This is a genomic window from Pseudoalteromonas sp. Cn5-37 (genome assembly GCF_021532495.1).
GTDB classification, from domain to species: Bacteria; Pseudomonadota; Gammaproteobacteria; order Enterobacterales; family Alteromonadaceae; genus Pseudoalteromonas; species Pseudoalteromonas simplex.
The window spans coordinates 230,303-249,409 of the sequence record NZ_JAKGBA010000004.1 but is presented as its reverse complement, the minus strand read 5'-3'; the positions used below and the strand labels follow the sequence as shown (position 1 = coordinate 249,409).

Genomic DNA, 19,107 nt, shown 5'->3' with positions numbered 1-19,107 from the left:
CATGGCGTAAAGTATGTGGATTACAGTGCTTTAAGCCACACGCTTGTGCATGTTTTCTCAATGGCTTCCTGAAGGTTGATGCTGACATAGGTTTATCCATTAATAACCGTGAATAGAACATCCAACCTGTTGGGTGATACATTTTCCAATAACAACGTAATTGAGCCAGCACGCTATCTGATACAACCACATAGCGTGATTTATCCCCTTTACCTTGTTCAATTAAAATAGTTTTACGCTGTCCATCGATATCTTGCACTTTAATGCGTAGCAGTTCATTAATACGTAAGCCACACCCATAGCACACCATAATCAATGTTTTTAAGCGCATATCGGTGCAACTTTCTATAAGCCGTCGCATGTCATCGCGCGATAAATACGTGGGTGCGCGAAGTTTTACTTTTGGCAGTACAATATCTAAGTTAAGTGGCCGATGTAAAATATTCTTAAACAAGAACCAAATACTGTTTATCTGTATTTTTTGGCTTGCTCTAGAAAGTTTACGAATCGCAGGATCGTTAAAAAAGGCGTTAAGTTCCTCATCAGTAATCGAATCGAGCGGTTTATTAAAATAATGACTGAGTTTTAGTAAATGTTCACAGTAGCTTTTACATGTACTTTGCGAATAACCACGATAGGCTATTTCAGTTTTGACTTGTTCAATGAGTGTATTCATGACTTACCTCCAAGTTATGGGATAACCCCAAGGTAAGTGTGGCTCAAATTATAAGAATAGGATCTCCGCGTAGCGGCTTAGTTCAACAATTTAATAGTGCGCAAATAGCGCATATTTCTACTACACAACTACTCACTTTTATCATTACTACATTTTTATCAAATTAGCTAACCTTCTGCTATAACAAAATATTTTTATATTGGCAAAGTGGTTTGACGACAAATATGCGCTAATTGCTCATTTTTCTGAATATAGGTGAAGTTGTAAATTCTGAATATAGAAAATGTATTAAAGAAAATAATCAATGTCCGCTCAAAGCAGGCCTATAGAGTAATTACGTTGACTCATCTAGGGCAATAACGAGTTACAATACACTACTTTCAGCATACAAAAAACTGTCAGATTCAATTGATTACTCAACAAACCTGACAGTACTTAATAATAAACTCAGCTTAAAGCGTCATCACTATTCGGCCTGTGATATCGCCTTTTAGCATGTCGTCAAATATATCGTTGATATCTTCGAGGCGTTTTTCTTCAATAATGGCTTTAACTTTACCTTTAGCAGCAAAGTCTAGGCATTCTTGTAAGTCTTTACGGGTACCAACAATTGAGCCTACAACAGACACCCCATTTAATACTGTATCGAAAATTGGCAATGGCATATCTTCAGGTGGTAAACCTACAAGTACACATTTACCGCCACGGCGCACGCTTTTATAAGCTTGCTCAAAACCGGGTTTTGAAACAGCAGTACACACAACACCATGTGCCCCGCCCACTTGTTCAAAAATGTTTTCTGAAGGCACTTGCTTCATAAAGTCTATGGTGATGTCTGCGCCAAGCTCTTTGGCTAGTGCCAACTTGCTCTCGCCGGTATCAACGGCAATTACATTAAAGCCCATTGCTTTTGCGTATTGCACCGCTAAGTGCCCGAGGCCTCCAACACCAACAATTGCAACCCAGTCGCCCGCTTTGGCATCAGTCACTTTAAGCGCTTTATAGGTTGTAACCCCCGCACAAAATAGTGGTGCGGCTTCTGCAAAGCCTAATCCTTCAGGAATTTTAACCACGTAATCACCATGGGCTACACAGTACTCGGCATAACCACCATCGACTGAATAACCTGTGTTGTGCTGCTCAAGGCATAAAGTTTCTTTACCTTCTAAACAAAACTCACAATGACCACAGGCGCTGTATAACCAAGGAACACCAACACGATCTCCCATTGATAAGTGTTTAATGTTTGCGCCTACTTTTTCGATAGTACCTACCCCTTCATGGCCCGGTACTAATGGCATTTTAGGTTTGCCGGCCAATCTCCATGACAAGCATGTAAATCTGTGTGACACACTCCACACGCGGCAATTTTAACTAGCACATCGTTAATTCCCACCTCAGGGCATGGGATATCTTCGATTGTTAATTTACCTTTGTACTCTTTATTTACTGCAGCTTTCATAACGTTCCTCCATGGTATTATTGGATTTCAGCCTATACGATAAACTTATTAACTGTCACTATTATTGATCCACATCAAATAGCTAATCACTGCGGCATTTAATTAAACTACACTTTAAATTCAATAACTTAAATTCAAATAATGGCGTATCTACACTTTAGTAGTAGCAGATTGCATAGTGGCTATTTCTTTTAGTTATACCCCGAGCGTGCTAGCATTTAATTTCTGAAATTTTTGAATACTAAAAATTATGAGCCTATCTGAAAAAAACTTAGCTTTTGTTATGCACTGCGGTGAAATGGGTAGCCGTTGGGGCTTTAACCGCACCATTGGTCAAATGTGTGGATTATTAACCATTACTAAAGAGCCAATGACCGCCAATGAAATTGCCGATACCTTAAGTATCTCGCGCGGAAACGTAAGTATGGGTATTAAAGAGCTACAGTCTTGGCGCTTAATTAAAGTGCATCATATTCCCGGTGACCGTAAAGAATACTACGGCCCTGCTGGCAGCATTTGGGATATGGCCAACCGCGTATTCGAAGAGCGTAAAAAGCGCGAGATAGACCCTACCCTTAGCCTTCTTCGCGATAACATTTTAGAAGAAGCCCACAATGATGATGAACGCTTTGCTCAGCAGCAAATGCAAGAAATTCATGACCTGCTCGAAACTGTAACTAAATGGTCTGCAGAGCTACAACGCTTAAGCCCTGAACAACTTCAAAGCCTAATGAAACTAGGCTCTGGCATTGGTAAAGTGCTTGATTTTAAAGATAAGATTTTGAAAAAACCAGGGAAAGGGGATTAAGTTAGCGAGTTGCTAGGGGAAAGTTTGTAGGAGGCGTTTCAACGCCGAATATTTGAGGTTCACGGCTGAAGCCGTTCCTACGGGACTCACCGTAGGCGTGAAACTTGTTTCGCGCGCTCTCTTGTAGGCCGTGCTTTAGCGCGTTTTGAATGGATAGTCATAACTACTCTTGCCTTTGCTATACTAATAATTAAGCGTTTATTTACGTTCTGACTTAAATGGATTTTAAGCTATGTATAAAGAGACAGAAATAAATTACTCGTTAATTATTATTTTATTAGTAATTAGTGCCTTTTTAATTTTCTCGCCTGAACTGGCTGACCTCAAAATAATTATATTATCGATAAACCTGCTTGTTACTTTGCTGTTCTTTTCGCTCACAATCGTAATAGATGAGCAAAAGCTACGTTGGTATTTTGGGTTTGGGATTATTAGCAAAGATGTTGAATTATCTCAGATTGTAGAAACCTCAGCTTACAAAACAAAGTGGTATCAAGGAATTGGCATTCGTATGCTAAGTGATGGCTGGTTATACAATGCGTCAGTTGGTCAAGCTATTAAAATAACTTTAGCTGACAGAAAAAACATATACCTTGGCTGTAAAAACGTTGATGCACTGCAACAAGCACTCAAGGTAAAGGTTTAAAAATTGTATCGAAGGGAAAGTTACAAGAGTAAAGTTAGCAAGTATAGATTAATAATTTTGTATTTTTCCTCTTAAGCGCAGCGTCTCTTGGCCTCTTTGTGAGTAATTCACTTAGAGATCTTTTGCAGTAGTAATATTTAACATAAAAAGCGCGAGATAAACTCGCGCTTTATGCAAATCCCCTAGTACCTAGTTACCTAGGCTCTAGTATCTAATTACTTAATCGCTGGGTAACCGATGCGATCTGATAAGTAACCAACACTGGTTGCAAAGTAATACGAGCGATTCCAGTGCATAAGTGCTTTGTAGTTATCGTAGGCTAGATACATACGGCCGTTTACGTCATCTGGCATTACCATTGCGGCGGTAACATCAACGTTTGGTAGGTCATTACCATCCATTTTACGTACACCGATTGCTTGCCAATCAGCAAGGCTGCGCTCTGAATCTTTCCAATACTCTAACCATTGACTGCGTGTTTTAGTGCCACGCTTAAGAATATTTGCGTTATCAAAGCCTTCAGGTAGTTTAACTTGGCGGCCCCAGGTTAAATCATCGTTCCAACCTGCTTGCTTAAGGTAGTTAGCAATTGAAGCAAAGGCGTCTTCTTCTGTGGTCCAAATGTCTTTGCGGCCATCACCGTTGTAATCAACAGCGTAAGCGTTAAATGAAGTTGGCATAAACTGCGTTTGCCCCATTGCACCAGCCCAAGAGCCTTTGAACTTATCTAGGGTAATGTGACCCTCTTTTAAGATATCAAGTGCTGCCCAAAGTTGGTTTTTGTACATGGTTTCGCGGCGACCATCAAAAGCAAGTGTAACTAATGATGCAATGACACTGTGACCACCTTGGATTTTACCAAAGTTACTTTCAAGGCCCCAGAGTGCCACAATAAAACGTGCTTGTACGCCGTATTCTTTGGCTACTTTTTCAAGAACCTCTTGATTTTCTTTGTATAGCTTACGCGCGCGGTCAATTTTCCATTGCGGCACACGTTTTGGTAAATAAGTTTCGAGGGTTTCTTTTACTTCTGGCTGGTTTTTATCAGCTGAGATCACTTTCTTTTTGAATTTAGCTGTTGCAAGTGCTTGATCAACTAAGGCTTCATCATAGCCTTTTTCAAGTGCTTCTTTTTTTAATGCTGCAACGTAAACGTCAAAATCAGCTTGTGTCTTTTGTTCTGCCAATACTGAAGTACTTAGTGAAGCACTGAGTAAAATGACGGCAAGTTTTTTAATCACTCTCAACTCCCTTGTCTTTTTTAAATTGGGTTAACAGATTTTCTTCCGGCGGAGGTAATTGCAAGTAGAACCCTTGGTCAATTAACGCTTGCTTAACCGCGTCTAAGTCTGCCACACCTAACTTTTCACGGCTTGCTAGATTAATCATCATCACGTACTTAGGTTGACCAAACGTTTCTAGTAATGGTTCAGGTACGCGTGAGAAATCATCTCTTTTTTCTACAAAAAGGTATGTATCCGCTTTTTTAATACTTTTATACACCGCAGTTAGCATTATGGCCCTATAATATCTTGCTTAACGAAGGCGCACACTATAACATGAGTGATATAATAAGTTAGAAAAAATAGATTAGATTTTTAATGTATATGCCTTGTTCAGCCTGTGTTTATACTTAAATAATGCTAATCCAGACAATTCAATTGAGCGTGTATGTCGGAACAAATTTTTGAATTAAAAGGGAACCTTTTTACGTTATCTGTTTTACATTTATTTTCAGCAGATACAGCCCTTTTAAGTAAGCAGTTAGATGAGAAAATCGCCCAAGCACCTAAGTTCTTTGCCGGTGCGCCTATCGTAATCAACTTAAGCGACGTACAAGATGAAGCGCTTGATTTCTCTTTCTTAAAATCAATGTTAAGCGGCCTTTCGTTAAACCCTGTTGGGGTTTGTAATGGCTCTCAAGAGCAAAACGAAAGCGCAAAAGCTGCGGGCCTGTCGGTGTTAAATTATTCACAAGACGTTAAGGGTGCAACCGCTAAACAACAAACAAATACATCTATCGTTGAAAAAACCGTTCACCTGCCTGCGCAAGTTATTCATGGCACTGTACGTTCGGGCCAGCAAGTGTATGCAAAAGACCGCGACCTAATCGTAATTGGTGCTGTAAGTCATGGCGCCGAAGTGATTAGCGATGGCAACGTGCACATTTATGGCACCCTTCGCGGCCGTGCAATTGCAGGGGCTAAAGGTTACAACGAAGCAAATATATTTTGCCAAAAATTAGAAGCAGAACTTGTTTCGATTAATGGTAGTTATTGGATCAGCGACTCTCTACAAGGTGAACACTGGGGCAGCGCAGTACAAATCCAACAAAAAAATGATTCATTAGAAATTTCAGCTTTGGTTAAAGGATAAATCTCATGGCAAAAGTGATTGTCGTTACTTCTGGTAAAGGTGGTGTTGGTAAAACCACATCGAGTGCTGCGATTGGCACAGGTTTAGCGCTTAAAGGCTTTAAAACCGTTATTATCGACTTTGATATTGGTCTACGTAATCTTGACCTTATCATGGGTTGTGAACGCCGTGTTGTTTATGATTTCGTAAACGTAATCAATGGCGAAGCTAACCTAAATCAAGCACTTATTAAAGATAAGCGCGTTGATAAGCTACATATTTTACCTGCCTCACAAACCCGTGATAAAGACGCCCTAACCCGTGACGGTGTTGAGCGCGTACTAAACGAGCTGAAAAAAGATTTTGATTACATTGTGTGTGATTCTCCAGCGGGTATAGAAGCTGGTGCAATGATGGCAATGTACTTCGCTGATGAAGCGATTGTAACAACGAACCCAGAAGTATCATCAGTACGTGACTCTGACCGTATTCTTGGCATTTTACACAGCAAATCAAAACGTGCTGAAGAAGGCCTTGAAAGCGTAAAAGAACATCTACTATTAACTCGCTATAATCCTGAGCGTGTTGAAAAAGGCGAAATGCTTTCTGTAGAAGACGTACAAGAAATCTTAGCGATTAAACTACTGGGCGTTATTCCTGAATCACAAGCTGTACTTAGTGCATCGAACTCTGGTCAACCGGTTATCCTTGATGGTGAATCGGATGCAGGCCAAGCATACACAGATGCAATCAATCGTTTATTAGGCGAAACTGTTGATTTTCGTTTCTTAGACGTAGAGAAAAAAGGCTTATTTAAACGGATTTTTGGAGGTTAATGTGTCTTTACTTGACTACTTCCGCTCAGAAAAGAAAAGCAGTGCGTCATTAGCAAAAGAGCGATTGCAGATCATTGTCGCGCACGAACGTTCACAGCGTGGTACACCAGATTATTTACCACAGCTAAAACAAGATATCCTTGATGTTATTCGTAAATATGTGAATGTAAACACTGATGCAGTTCAGGTGCAGTTTGACCAAAACGAAGATGACTTAGCAGTACTTGAGCTAAACGTCACCTTACCTGACGAAGAAAAGAAATAGTCAAAATTGGGCGCTTAGTTTTTTAACAGCGCCCTTTTTAATTTCTGCCACTGCATATGAAACTCATAGTCGACTTCGCCTAGAGTTTTAAACCCTGCCCGTTGATATAATCCATACGCTGGATTCGCTTTTAGCACCGTTAAATTTATCTCTGCTGTTTGCGCTTTAAGTGCATCTAACACCTTAGTGCCTAATCCTTTGCCCTGCTCTTTAGGTGCAATTTGTAGCTGTAATAAACTGATTGCTTGGTTACTCACGATGAACTTGGCAGCGCCTACACATTGCCCATCATTTAACACTAAATGACTGTGCTCAAAATGCTCTGCCACTCTTGCTTGATGTTGCTCAAGTGATAAAAATAACCCTTGATTCTCTAAGTGCTCAACCATGGTATTTAATCTTAAGTCGAGTAAATAGGCTTTGTCTTGCTCTGTAACCGCTACAAATTCAATCATTATTGTCTTAAAAAAGAAAAAGGTACTTTAATAAAAGTACCTTTTTAGGTTGCAACAAACAACATGCCTATGGTTAAAAGTTATAATTTGCGCCTAAGTAAAAACGGCGGCCCGAATATTGGTTATAAGTAAAGCGATTGCTTTGTTTCCAGTATCCTTCTTCTATTTCTTCAGTTAGGTTCACCACTGAGGCGGTAAACGAAAGATCCTCTGTTAGGTTATACGATGCATTCACATCTAGCTGACCATAGTCTTTGGTATACAAGTTGTAGCCTTGGTGAATACCGTTGGCACGGTCATCTTTCCAGTTATATGACGCACGAACACTAAAGTCGTCATTCTCAAAATACACAGACACATTATATTGGTGCTTAGCGGTGCCTGGTATTTCAGCCTCTGTTTTTTGCCCGTCTGTCGAGACTTCGCTGGTACTGGTATCTGTGTAGGTATAGTTAGATAAAATACCAAAACCATTATCAAACGAGTGCTGGAAGAATAGCTCTAGACCTTCTGATTTTGCATCCCCCCCACCTACTTTGGTGTTCATTTCGACCTCAATTGGGCCGTTACAACAATCGTGTTCACGCTCTACAATTTCTACGGTCGAGATTGGTAAGTTAGAAATATCTTTAGAGAATAAAGTAGCACCTAGTGCAGAACCATCGCCGTAATACCATTCAATACCTAAATCGAATTGATCAGATAACATAGGTTCAAGGCCTGTGTTTACCGAGGTACCATTACCACGGCCTGTCCATGAGTCAGGCGAGTTAATATTAACAGGAGGACCGTAAGACTCCGCTTGGCTTAAGTCTGAATAGCTCACTCTTGCCATGGTGCGTGCTGCGGCAAAGCGCACCACAAGATCTTCGGTTGCATCCCATGCAAGGTTAAAGCTTGGTAGTACTTCACTGCCATCGCTACTACGCTCGTTTGGATCCGTGTCGTCATCGTCTTGACCTATAACATCATCGTAGGTCAAGGTGCTTAGTTCAGTATTAACATAGCGCACACCAACATTACCGCGGAAATCTTGCCACTCAAAATCCGCTTGGGTGTAAACAGACCAAATTTTTTCTTCTAGGGCATAGGTACCCGAAAGTGTTGGCACCACTGTCTGACTAAAGTTCTCTTTTAAGTAATCATCCAGCGCTCCAAAGTCAAGCGCTAAGAAGTTAAATGCGCCAGTATCACCTGCACTGTTATCAACCACATGGTCGCTTACCAATGTTGGCGCATCTGGGTGAAAATCTGGATTATGGAACCACTCAGTCCCTGGCAAGTAACCGCGGTAACCGCCGTTATCAGCGATGCCGTCATCCCAACGAAAGTCGTTACGAATGCCTTTAATCTCGTGGTCGCGGTATTTACCACCCACATAAACACGAGAGAAAAAACTGCCATCAAGGTCAAATTTTACATCTGTTTGAAAGTAATCTTCTGAGTCTTCATTTTCAGATGAGTATGAGTCAAACCAATCGTAATATTGATATGCTTCTTTATCAGAGGCTAAATCAGTCGACACTTCGTAGCTTGGTTTTCCGTTTTCAATTGACCATAACCAGCTGTTTACTGAGCCTAAACGCGCATCAATATTGGCGTAGGTTTCTTTTGAGGTGCCGCCTTCAGCTTCGGTATGACCCAGCTTTAATGTAATGCTGTAAGTATCGCCATAATAAGTGCCTTCAAAATCATAGGTATTTGATTTTGACTCGCCAAAACGCTCACGGCCTGTTAACTGCGGCGACAATAAACCACGACGAACAGCCACACCACCATTTACATCGGCATCACCCCAGTTATTATCATTGAGTAAACCATTATCGCCATTACCGTAAGCAACCACGGTATCGCCATCAAGTACAATGCCGTAATACGGGTTGTGGTTATCGTTCCACTCGGCAAAAGTAATGCTTTGCCCTGTTTGGTCGTAGCCTAACTTGGCACCAAAATAGTTAAAGTTTAAATCAAGTCTGTCACTCGGTGCCCACTGCACAGCCACTTGATAACCATCGCGTGTGCGGTCTTGGTTTGAGTTATTAACACTCATCGCACGAGGTGCCCATACATTGTTGTACACTTCGCCAGTTGCTTGGTCTACCAGCGCTGGACGCTCTGCGCCTTCAACGGTATCTGAGTGAAAACGCCAGTGTGATGCGTTGTTAGTGATGGTTGTTACGGTGCGATCTTGACGAGTAAAACCGGCCAGTACACCAAAGTTTTCGTCTTCATTTTTCCATGAATACAGCACGTTTACTTGTGGTTTGGTGTCTTCAGACACATCATCGTAAGTCACCTCGGCACTTAACGCCCCTGAGTTTGCTTCCATCTCAAGCGGTTTACGGGTGTGTAAAATAACCGTACCACCAATACCGCCTTCATCGATGCGTGCTTCAGCACTTTTGTACACTTCTACACTTTTGATCATGCTTGAAGGCAATAACGTGTAATTAAAACTACGGGTAGGAGTACCAGAACCTGATGAAGCAATATAGTTACCGTTTAATTGGGTGAGAGTCCAATCCGGTGACGTACCACGAATACTCACGCGGCTACCTTCGCCACCGTCGCGGTCAATCAAAACGCCCGATACACGTTGCAAAGAATCAGCGACATTTTTATCAGGAAACTTACCAATATCCTCTGCGGTGATTGCATCAACGGTAGCCGTTGAAAGTCGTTTTATTGCTAAGTTTTCTGCAGTTGAAGAACGGATACCACGTACTTCAATCACTTCTACATCATCATTTGCTTGCTCTGCTGCATAGCTTGTATTAATTGCAGCCAGTAGCGAAATTAAAATTGCATTACGCTTAAAATGCCTTCCTTGCCCTTTTGTTTTTATTACAGTTTGCTTGCCCATGCCTATCTCCAGTTGTGTGTTCTGTTTTGTTTAAGAGCCTTTAGCCCCTGCAAAAACGATTTATTGTTGTCGGTTTTTAAACTGATTATCGGTAGTTAACAGCTTGTTAAACTCAAACTCAGAATAGGGTGAGCGGTCAAAAAGTGATAATAAAAATTCGGTGAGAGATATGACAAAATCGGCGTTTGGAATATTTTATATTCATTTTTATAATTTCTGCTTTATAGTTAGGCCTGTCGTTGCAGAGCTAGTTCACTCATCAACACAGACTTAGTTAAAATAGTAACCAATTGATAGTAAACACCAAATTATTTTTCATTACAATTTTAAGTTTACGTTAAATTAATTAACTAATGAGTAGGTGTAATAGATATGGTAAAAACACGTCCATGAACAATGGTAAATTTCTTGAAGTATGCCTAAACGAAGGGTGCTTAAAGCAGCTTGTTAACAACATTTCAATGGCCAGTAACTTAGGCGCAAAACGCTTTGAGCTATGCAGTAATTTACACCTAGGTGGCTTAACACCAAGTGTTAATGCGATTGACTGTGCTGTTAAAAACCTGACTAATAGTGCAGAGTTAGTGGTGATGATACGCCCCAAAGCAGGCAACTTTTTCGTTAGTGCTGAGTGTCACCAAGTTATGCAAAAACAAATAACAATGGCAGCGAACGCGGGAGCGCATGGCGTGGTATTTGGTGCAGTTAAAAACGGCGAACTTGATTTAAAAGTGACCCGCTCTTTAGTTGCCACAGCCAAACAGCATGGCCTGATGGTGACCTTTCACCGTGCATTCGATACCCTTACAAACCCGTTAAGCGCACTTGAGAAACTGATTAGCTTAGAGGTTGACCGCATCTTAACAGCAGGCACGCCATGGCAAAGCGGTCAAAGTGCTGTAGATGGTCTAAATCAGCTCAACACATACTTAGTGCACAGCGCTAATCAGATAGAAATTGTTATGGGTGGTGGCGTTACTTTAGAAAACGCGGCAACACTTTGGCAATTAATAAAAAACCATTCAGCAAAAGCGGCTGTGCATGTACACTCATGCGTTCACAACGAAAATGGTGCAATTAATGCTGAGGCTATCAATAAGCTACTTTCAAAGGATTAAACATGGCAACGTATTTTTTAGGTATTGATGGCGGTGGCAGTAAGTGTAAAGTTCGTTTAGAAAACGAAAACGGCTCATTGCTGAGTGAAGCCATAAGTGGTTCAGCAAATGTGGCCACCAGCTGCCAACAAAGTCAAAAGTCAATACTCCAAGCGACTGAACATGCATTTCATGAAGCTGGGCTAGCCTTAAGCGAGCTGAAAAACACCTATGTGCATGCCGGACTTGCCGGTGCTAATATCGACTCTGCCTATCAAGCTATGACCAAGTGGCAGCACCCTTTTGCCAAGTTTACCCTGTCAACAGATATGCTGATTGCCTGTAAAGGCGCGCATCAACACCATGATGGCGCAGTGATTATTCTGGGCACAGGCTTTTGTGCGGGGTACCAACAGCAAAACCAATTTAGCGAATTAGGTGGCTACGGATTATTACTAAGCGATGGTGCCAGTGGTGGTTGGTTAGGTTTACAACTTTGCCGTAAAGCATTTGCAGTACTTGATGGTGTTGCGCAAAGTTCTGCCGCAATAGATACCCTACTCACCCAGCTTAACTGCAACTCAAGCCAAGCGTTAAGTCAGTGTTTAATATCAGCCCGCCCTGCAGAGCTTGCCAAATTTGCGCCACTCGTTTTTAGCCATTCTGACGATGCTTTTTGTCAGCAATTAATCAATGAAGCGTGCGCATACATTACCCGCTATATCACTTACTTTGAAAAGCAAGGTATTAAAAAAGTCAGCTTGATGGGCGGTATTGCGAGTGCCATCACGCCTTACTTACCTGATGCCAGTAAAGCGCATTTAACCCCCGCCCTTGCCAGTGCAGAGCAAGGGGCTATTTTAATGGCAAGAGCTGCAATTTAATCACCTAATTGCGAGCGCATTTGTGAGGGAATTTCACCAAACAAACGCCGAAATTGTTTGCTGAAGTAACTCGGCTCCGAAAACCCACACTGGTAGGCCACTTGTGAAATGGGCAGTTGCGTTTCAATTAGCAGCTTACGGGCATTTTCAAGACGCACTTCGTTAATAAATTGATTGGGTGTTTTTGCTAAATGCTTTTTAAAGCGGCGCTCTAAAGCACTTACCGACAAGTGTGCAAGCTCTGCTAATTCATCAATGCTGATCTGACGATGATAATGCTCGCGAATAAATTTTACCGGCTCTTCAATTGCCCTTACATGAGAAAGTGCTTTTGAGGTTTTTTGTAGATGTCGGGTCACTCCGTAAGTACCAATTACATTGCCATCATGATCTTTTAAAGCATGCTTTGATGTAGAAAACCAACCAAGCTCACCTTGTTGGGTTTGGTTAAGCTCTAAACGGTCAGTCACTATATAGCCTTCCATCACTCGTTTATCGTCATTGACGTATTGAAACGCGAGGTGCTTTGGCGAAAAATCAAAGTCTGTTTTTAGCAATATTTGCTCCAGTGTTTTATAACCCTGATGCTCAATAAAATGCTGATTACAATGCAAGATTCTACTATCTGTGTCTTTGACCCAAAAGAGGATATCTGGCAGTAAATCAAATGCAGCAATTAGCTGATTTACGCCAGCTTTTTTTATTATTTCTTGAATATCCATCGCTTAATTTTGTCTCAATAAAGAACAGCCCTATATATTTTAAACGCCGATTTTGTTGCATTGTCAACCGAATTTTTATTAGCGCTTATTGGCAAAGCTTTCCTATTATCAATAACATGACATTAACAGTAGCAGACGCTATTAAAATTTAGGAGCGCTTAAGATGAGCAAAGCTAAGATCCGCATGGCAATGGTAGGCGGTGGCGATGGTGCCTTCATTGGCGCTATTCATCGAATTGCAGCGCGATTAGACGGAATGATAGAGCTTGTTGCAGGCGCATTCAGTTCAGACGCAAACAAATGTAAAGCAACTGGCGAACTACTTGGGCTTTATGGCAGCCGTTGCTACGACAGTTACCAGACGCTTTTTGCCGAAGAAGCAAAATTACCTGCTGATGAGCGTATTGATTTTGTGGCCATTGTTACGCCAAACCACTTACATTTTCCGATCGCGAAAATGGCGCTTGAACATGGTTTTCATGTGCTCTCAGATAAACCTGCAACGCTTACTCTCGCAGAAGCAGAGCAATTACAAAGCATTATTGCAAAACAGCAGGTTTTATATGGCTTAACCCACACTTACACCGGTTACCCTATGGTCAAAGAAGCCAAGCATCGCGTAAAAGCAGGCGAGCTCGGCAGCATACGTAAAGTCATTGTTGAGTACACTCAAGGCTGGTTAGCGCACAGCGAAGACGAAGGTTCAAAGCAAGCAAGCTGGCGTTTAGACACCAGTAAGTCTGGCATTAGTTGTTGTATGGGCGACATTGGCGTGCATGCAGCTAACTTAGCCGAGTATGTTTCTGATCTCGAAATCACCGAGCTTTGCGCCGATTTAAATCATGTGGTTGAAGGCCGAGCCCTTGATGATGATGGCACTGTGCTTCTTAGATTCAATAATGGTTGTAAAGGCGTTTTACTGGCAAGCCAAATTGCTATTGGCGATGAGAACAACTTACGCCTGCGTGTTTATGGCGATAAAGCCAGTCTTGAATGGTCGCAACTTGAGCCAAATAGCTTATGGCTACGAGGCCACAATCAAGCCGCCACATTACTTAGAGCGGGCGTAGGTGAATTACACCCTGACACGCAAAATGCCCTGCGCGCCCCTGCCGGTCACCCAGAAGGCTACCTTGAAGCATTTGCCAATATTTACCGCAATTTTGCAGCGCAGATCCACGCATTTAAGCAAGGCGATAACGCAACGAATTCAGCATTTGATGTACCAGGCATCAATGAGGCTGTGCGTGGTATGGCGTTTATTGAGCATGTTGTTGCTTCATCGAAGCAAGATACTAAATGGCACAAATTACAGATTGGATAAAAAAGAATGAATAAAATCAAAGGGCCAGCAATATTTTTGGCGCAGTTTATTTCAGATCAAGCCCCCTTCAATAGCTTTCAAGGTTTATGTGAGTGGGCAAGCGGTTTAGGTTACAAAGCGATTCAAGTGCCAACCTCAAACCCTGAAATTTTCGATTTAGAAAAAGCAGCTCAAAGCCAGCATTACTGCGATGAAGTCACTGGTATTGCCACAGAGTATGGACTTACAATTTCAGAGTTATCAACACATTTGCAAGGCCAGTTAATTGCTGTGCACCCTGCCTACGATGAAATGTTCGATAATTTTGCCGCAGAGCATGTAAAAGGTAACCCTGCAGCGCGAACAAAGTGGGCAACAGAGCAACTGATGATGGCTGCTAAAGCAAGTAAAAATCTTGGCTTAACAACCCATGCGACATTCTCGGGGTCTTTTTTATGGCATACCTTTTACCCGTGGCCACAGCGTCCACAAGGACTTGTTGAACAAGGCTTTAGTGAACTTGCTAAGCGCTGGCTACCCATTTTAGATTGCTTTGACGAGTATGGCGTGGACGTGTGTTATGAATTGCATCCGGGTGAAGACCTACATGATGGTGTTACATTTGAGCGCTTTTTAGCAGCAACCAATAATCACCCACGCGTTAATATTCTTTATGATCCGAGCCATTTTGTATTGCAACAGCTCGACTATTTAGCGTTTATCGATATTTATCATTCGCGCATTAAGGCGTTTCATGTCAAAGATGCCGAATTTATCGCAAATGGCCGTTCAGGTGTTTATGGCGGATTTCAAAACTGGCAAGACCGCCCGGGGCGTTTTCGTTCTTTAGGTGATGGCCAAGTAGATTTTAAGCAAATCTTTAGCAAGTTAACTCAATATGGTTTTGATGGTTGGGCTGTACTTGAATGGGAATGTTGCTTAAAGCACCCAGAAGATGGGGCAAGAGAAGGCGCTGAGTTTATTAAAGCACACATAATAAACCCAACAGATAAAGCCTTTGACGATTTTGCCAGTGGCGCAACAAACACTGAGCGTAATAATCGAATTTTAGGTTTATAAAACCGACAACAATAGAACACACAGGACACACAATATGGACAACAATAATTATAACCGCATTGTCTTTCGGCTTTGCTGTATAGCACTGATTGTGACCTCTATGACCTTTGCCATTCGTGCTGGTATTTTGGGTCAACTTGGCAGTGAGTTTGGCTTAACCGACACCGAATTAGGTTGGGTTAATGCCATGGCATTTTTAGGCTTTCCGGTTGCGACTATGGTCGGCGGTATTATTTATAATGCCATTGGCGCTAAGAAATTAGTGGCGTTAGCCTTTATCTGTCATTTACTTGGCCTTGTTTTGACCATAACAGCTGATGGTTTTTGGGGCTTACTGGTTTCTACCTTTTTAATTGGTTTTGCCAACGGCGCTGTTGAAGCTGGCTGTAACCCGCTGATTGCAGAAATGTACCCTAAAAACACCACCACTATGCTAAACCGTTTTCATGTTTGGTTCCCAGGTGGCATTGTGATTGGCGCACTTGCGTCGAACTTTATGTCGGGAGCGGGTTTAAACTGGCAATGGCAAGTAGCGTTAATTTTAGTTCCTACGGTTATCTATGGCGCTATGCTGATCAAAGCACAATTCCCACGCTTTGATACACGCTCTCACTCTACCAGCAGCAATATTCGCCACTTATTTACGCCGTTATACATCTTTTTAATTGCTTGTATGACGTTTACCGCAACCACTGAATTTGGCACACAACAATGGATTGAGCGTATTTTAGGTTCATCGGGTGCCTCTCCTATGGTGGTATTAGCCTTAATCACTGGCCTAATGGCGGTTGGTCGCTTCTTTGCAGGCCCTATTGTGCATAAGCTCAACCCTACCGGTGTATTACTTGGCTCTGCCATTTGTGCAAGCTTAGGTATCTTTATGATGAGCCAAGCCGAGGGCAGCATGATTTATTTAGCAGCGATATTATTTGCTCTTGGGGTTACCTACTTTTGGCCGACCATGCTTGGCTGCGTTGCTGAATACATTCCAAAGTCAGGGGCGCTGGGTATGTCGTTAATGGGCGGTGCAGGCATGTTTGCTATGAGCATCTGGAACCCTGTAATTGGTAGCTGGATAGATACGGCACGCTCATCGGCAGAAGCAAGTGGCGCAAGCGCTGAACAAATTGAAATTTTAGCCGGACAGGCTGTATTACAAAACCTACTGATCTTCCCAATTATTTTAATCGTCGCATTCATTGGGTTGCATTTGGTAATTAATAACAACAAACGCACCGAAAAATGTGCGTCTTAAGCAAGTAAATCGTCGAGGAACACACAATGTTTAAATCTCTTAAAGCACTGACTTTAATGCTCACCGTTAGTAGCTGTGCACTCGCTAATGCGGCTGACAATCAGCTAACACAACAAGAAAAGCAAGCTGGCTGGCAGTTGTTGTTTGACGGCAAAGATATGTCGCAATGGCGTAATTTTAAAAGCGAATCTTTAAATCCTGCATGGGTCGTTGAAGATGGCGCTATGACATTAACCAAAGGTGGTGGCGACCTGCTTACTAAAAAGCAGTACCAAAACTTTGAATTACAGATTGATTGGAAAATCTCTACCAAAGGCAATAGCGGTATTTTTGTATTAGCAGATGAAACCGGACAGATGATTTACTCTCATGCACCTGAAATTCAAATTATCGATAACGAAGAACACCCAGATACTGAAATTGACTCGCACTTAGCAGGGTCAATTTACGATTTATTTGCAGCGCCAGTTGCGGCGCACAAACCAGCAAATAGCTGGAACCATGTACGCATTAAAATGCAAGACAACCACTTACAAGTTTGGCAAAACGGTATTAACACCACCAGCATTGTGATTGGCAGTACAACATGGAACACCCTTGTAAAAGGCAGTAAGTTTGCAACCTGGAAAAACTTTGCAACGGCTGAACAAGGTCATATCGGGCTTCAAGACCATGGTGACAAAGTGTGGTTTAAAAATATAAAAATCAAGGAGCTATAAGATGTCTGATTTTAAACATAAGGTATTAGTTGTTGGCTCGGGTGCTGGCGGTGCAATGGCCGCTTATACGCTAACCAAACTTGGCCACAAAGTATTATTACTTGAAGCGGGCCGTAATTATGACCCGAAAACAGAAAGCCCGATGTTTCGTCGTAACAGTGAGGCTCCACTTATGGGGGCTGGTAACAAAGACAAAAACTTTGGCTTTTACGATGCAACCGTTGATGGCGGCTGGCAAGTGCCTGATGAGCCATACACCAGCGCCAAAGGAAGCGACTTCTATTGGTGGCGCGCACGTATGTTAGGTGGTCGAACTAACCACTGGGGCCGCTATTCATTACGCTTTAGTGAGCACGATTTTAAAGGCAAAAGCCGTGATGGTCATGGTGCCGACTGGCCATTTGAATACGCTGACTTAGCACCTTGGTACGATAAAACTGAAGAACTTGTGGGTGTATGTGGCACCAATACTGGCCATGAAGATATGCCTGATTCGTCACCGGGTATTTTACAGCCGCCACCAAAGCCGCGTGTTCCTGAGCTTTTAATTGCCGCTTCGGCAAAGAAAATGGGCATTCAAGCAGTGCCTATGCATCGCGCGGTATTAACTCGACCTAAAGATGATCGCATGGCGTGTTTTTATGCAACACCATGTGGCTCTGGTTGTTCAATTGGTGCTGCTTTTCAAACTACGACATCGCTATTACCTATGGCAAAAGCCACTGGTAACTTAAAAGTTATTACTGATGCCATGGTTAAATCAGTCAAAGTTGATGAGCAAGGTAAAGTCACTGGCGTCACCTATGTTGATAAACACACTGTAACCGAACACGCTGTTGATGCCGATGTGGTTATCTTAGCCGCCAGCGCCTGTGAATCAGCGCGTATTTTATTAAATTCAAAGAATAAAAAGCACCCTAAAGGCCTTGCCAATTCAAGTGGCCAAGTAGGTCGAAACTTAATGGATTCGACGGGTGCATGGTTAGGTGCGCAAATTCCGGCACTTAAAGGTCGCCCACGTTATAACGAAGATGGACATACCGCTAATCACTTATTTATTCCTTGGTGGGGTCATCAAGCACAAGCTAACAATGAATTAGACTTCCCACGTGGTTATCACTTTGAAATTGGCAGTGGCTTTGGCCAGCCGGGTTCGGGTGTGTCAGGTGATAAACAAGGCTATGGCCCAGCTCTTAAACAGCAAGTTCGTGATGCATATGGCTCTTACGTTGGTTTTGCTCTGCGTGGCGAGATGTTACCGAACAAAGATACCTACATGGAAATTGACGAAAACGTTAAAGACAAATGGGGTATTCCGGTATCAAAGTTCCACTTTAAGTGGTCTGACAGAGAATTAAAGCAAATCGAGCATGGTTTAAAAACCGCGAAGCAAATCCTCGAAAACATGGGTGCGACTGTTGGCGAACTCCCGCCTGCTGAAAAAGCAATTTCAAAAGGTGGCGAAATCATTCACGAAGTGGGCACCACACGAATGGGCAGCTCAAAGAAAGACTCAGTCACCAATCAATGGGGCCAAACATGGGATTGTAATAACCTATTTGTAATGGATGCGGGGGTATTTGCTTCAAACCCTCATAAAAACTGTACGCTCACCATCATGACACTGGCAATGCGTAATTCAACTTGGCTTGCTCAACAAATTGATAACGGGGTACTTTAA

At 42.3% G+C, this 19,107-nt stretch carries 18 protein-coding genes and 1 pseudogene; 12 read left to right on the top strand and 7 right to left on the bottom strand.

Annotated features, from left to right (window positions below):
• Together L1266_RS08935 and adhP are read right to left on the bottom strand one after the other, a co-directional pair.
• Positions 1 to 676 (bottom strand): tyrosine-type recombinase/integrase (locus L1266_RS08935; protein WP_235377347.1); only part of this gene is annotated, 676 nt, incomplete at its 3' end.
• Between the two features lie 452 nt (positions 677 to 1,128).
• A pseudogene (gene adhP, locus L1266_RS08930) lies at positions 1,129 to 2,138 on the bottom strand (alcohol dehydrogenase AdhP).
• A 250-nt stretch (positions 2,139 to 2,388) separates the two neighbouring features.
• Between adhP and L1266_RS08925 the strand changes: the two are divergent.
• Positions 2,389 to 2,946, top strand: a complete 558-nt coding sequence (locus L1266_RS08925; protein ID WP_187490940.1) for a GbsR/MarR family transcriptional regulator — start codon at positions 2,389 to 2,391, stop codon at positions 2,944 to 2,946.
• Positions 2,947 to 3,178: 232 nt separating this feature from the next.
• Positions 3,179 to 3,592 (top strand): hypothetical protein, encoded by a 414-nt coding sequence (locus tag L1266_RS08920; RefSeq protein WP_235377346.1) that lies wholly within the window; start codon positions 3,179 to 3,181, stop codon positions 3,590 to 3,592.
• Positions 3,593 to 3,807: 215 nt separating this feature from the next.
• Here the strand turns inward: L1266_RS08920 and L1266_RS08915 are convergent, their stop codons facing one another.
• Both L1266_RS08915 and L1266_RS08910 read right to left on the bottom strand, forming a co-directional pair.
• Positions 3,808 to 4,833, bottom strand: coding sequence for a lytic murein transglycosylase (locus L1266_RS08915; protein ID WP_235377345.1), 1,026 nt, complete (start codon positions 4,831 to 4,833; stop codon positions 3,808 to 3,810).
• Entirely contained in the window at positions 4,826 to 5,107 is a 282-nt protein-coding gene (locus L1266_RS08910; RefSeq protein WP_054552050.1) for a YcgL domain-containing protein, read from the bottom strand. The genes L1266_RS08915 and L1266_RS08910 overlap by 8 nt, the downstream gene beginning before the upstream one ends.
• A 156-nt stretch (positions 5,108 to 5,263) precedes the next feature.
• Here L1266_RS08910 and minC point away from each other — a divergent pair, with 156 nt between their 5' ends.
• The 3 genes from minC to minE are packed head-to-tail and all read left to right on the top strand — an operon-like array spanning position 5,264 to position 7,048.
• Positions 5,264 to 5,968, top strand: a complete 705-nt coding sequence (gene minC, locus L1266_RS08905; protein ID WP_054552049.1) for a septum site-determining protein MinC — start codon at positions 5,264 to 5,266, stop codon at positions 5,966 to 5,968.
• A gap of 5 nt (positions 5,969 to 5,973) precedes the next feature.
• Entirely contained in the window at positions 5,974 to 6,783 is an 810-nt protein-coding gene (gene minD, locus L1266_RS08900) for a septum site-determining protein MinD (protein ID WP_054552048.1), read from the top strand.
• A 1-nt stretch (position 6,784) separates the two neighbouring features.
• Positions 6,785 to 7,048, top strand: coding sequence for a cell division topological specificity factor MinE (minE, locus tag L1266_RS08895; RefSeq protein WP_054552047.1), 264 nt, complete (start codon positions 6,785 to 6,787; stop codon positions 7,046 to 7,048).
• Between the two features lie 14 nt (positions 7,049 to 7,062).
• Here the strand turns inward: minE and L1266_RS08890 are convergent, their stop codons facing one another.
• The gene (locus L1266_RS08890; protein ID WP_235377344.1) at positions 7,063 to 7,503 is read right to left on the bottom strand and encodes a GNAT family N-acetyltransferase; all 441 of its coding nucleotides are present in this window, start codon (positions 7,501 to 7,503) and stop codon (positions 7,063 to 7,065) included.
• A 73-nt stretch (positions 7,504 to 7,576) separates the two neighbouring features.
• Positions 7,577 to 10,366: a TonB-dependent receptor gene (locus L1266_RS08885; protein WP_235377343.1), complete on the bottom strand. Its 2,790-nt coding sequence runs from the start codon at positions 10,364 to 10,366 to the stop codon at positions 7,577 to 7,579.
• A gap of 389 nt (positions 10,367 to 10,755) precedes the next feature.
• Here L1266_RS08885 and L1266_RS08880 point away from each other — a divergent pair, with 389 nt between their 5' ends.
• The gene (locus L1266_RS08880) at positions 10,756 to 11,484 is read left to right on the top strand and encodes a copper homeostasis protein CutC (protein ID WP_235377342.1); all 729 of its coding nucleotides are present in this window, start codon (positions 10,756 to 10,758) and stop codon (positions 11,482 to 11,484) included.
• 2 nt (positions 11,485 to 11,486) lie between these two features.
• Positions 11,487 to 12,347 (top strand): BadF/BadG/BcrA/BcrD ATPase family protein, encoded by an 861-nt coding sequence (locus L1266_RS08875; protein ID WP_235377341.1) that lies wholly within the window; start codon positions 11,487 to 11,489, stop codon positions 12,345 to 12,347.
• On the opposite strand, the gene L1266_RS08870 is transcribed toward L1266_RS08875, so the two are convergent.
• Complete coding sequence (locus L1266_RS08870) at positions 12,344 to 13,069, bottom strand: AraC family transcriptional regulator (RefSeq protein WP_054552042.1); 726 nt, start codon at positions 13,067 to 13,069, stop codon at positions 12,344 to 12,346. The two genes, L1266_RS08875 and L1266_RS08870, sit on opposite strands and share 4 nt — an antisense overlap.
• 163 nt (positions 13,070 to 13,232) lie before the next feature.
• On the opposite strand from L1266_RS08870, the gene L1266_RS08865 reads away from it, so the two are divergent.
• From L1266_RS08865 to L1266_RS08845, 5 genes are read left to right on the top strand one after another with little or no spacing between them, the layout of a single operon-like run.
• On the top strand, positions 13,233 to 14,393 hold the full coding sequence (locus L1266_RS08865; RefSeq protein WP_235377340.1) for a Gfo/Idh/MocA family protein: 1,161 nt from the start codon (positions 13,233 to 13,235) through the stop codon (positions 14,391 to 14,393).
• 6 nt (positions 14,394 to 14,399) lie between these two features.
• Positions 14,400 to 15,452, top strand: coding sequence for a sugar phosphate isomerase/epimerase family protein (locus L1266_RS08860; RefSeq protein WP_235377339.1), 1,053 nt, complete (start codon positions 14,400 to 14,402; stop codon positions 15,450 to 15,452).
• A gap of 34 nt (positions 15,453 to 15,486) precedes the next feature.
• Entirely contained in the window at positions 15,487 to 16,707 is a 1,221-nt protein-coding gene (locus L1266_RS08855; RefSeq protein ID WP_235377338.1) for an MFS transporter, read from the top strand.
• A gap of 26 nt (positions 16,708 to 16,733) precedes the next feature.
• A complete protein-coding gene (locus tag L1266_RS08850; RefSeq protein ID WP_138616651.1) occupies positions 16,734 to 17,426 on the top strand; it encodes a 3-keto-disaccharide hydrolase in 693 nt (230 codons plus the stop codon).
• Position 17,427: 1 nt separating this feature from the next.
• Complete coding sequence (locus L1266_RS08845) at positions 17,428 to 19,107, top strand: GMC family oxidoreductase (RefSeq protein ID WP_138600784.1); 1,680 nt, start codon at positions 17,428 to 17,430, stop codon at positions 19,105 to 19,107.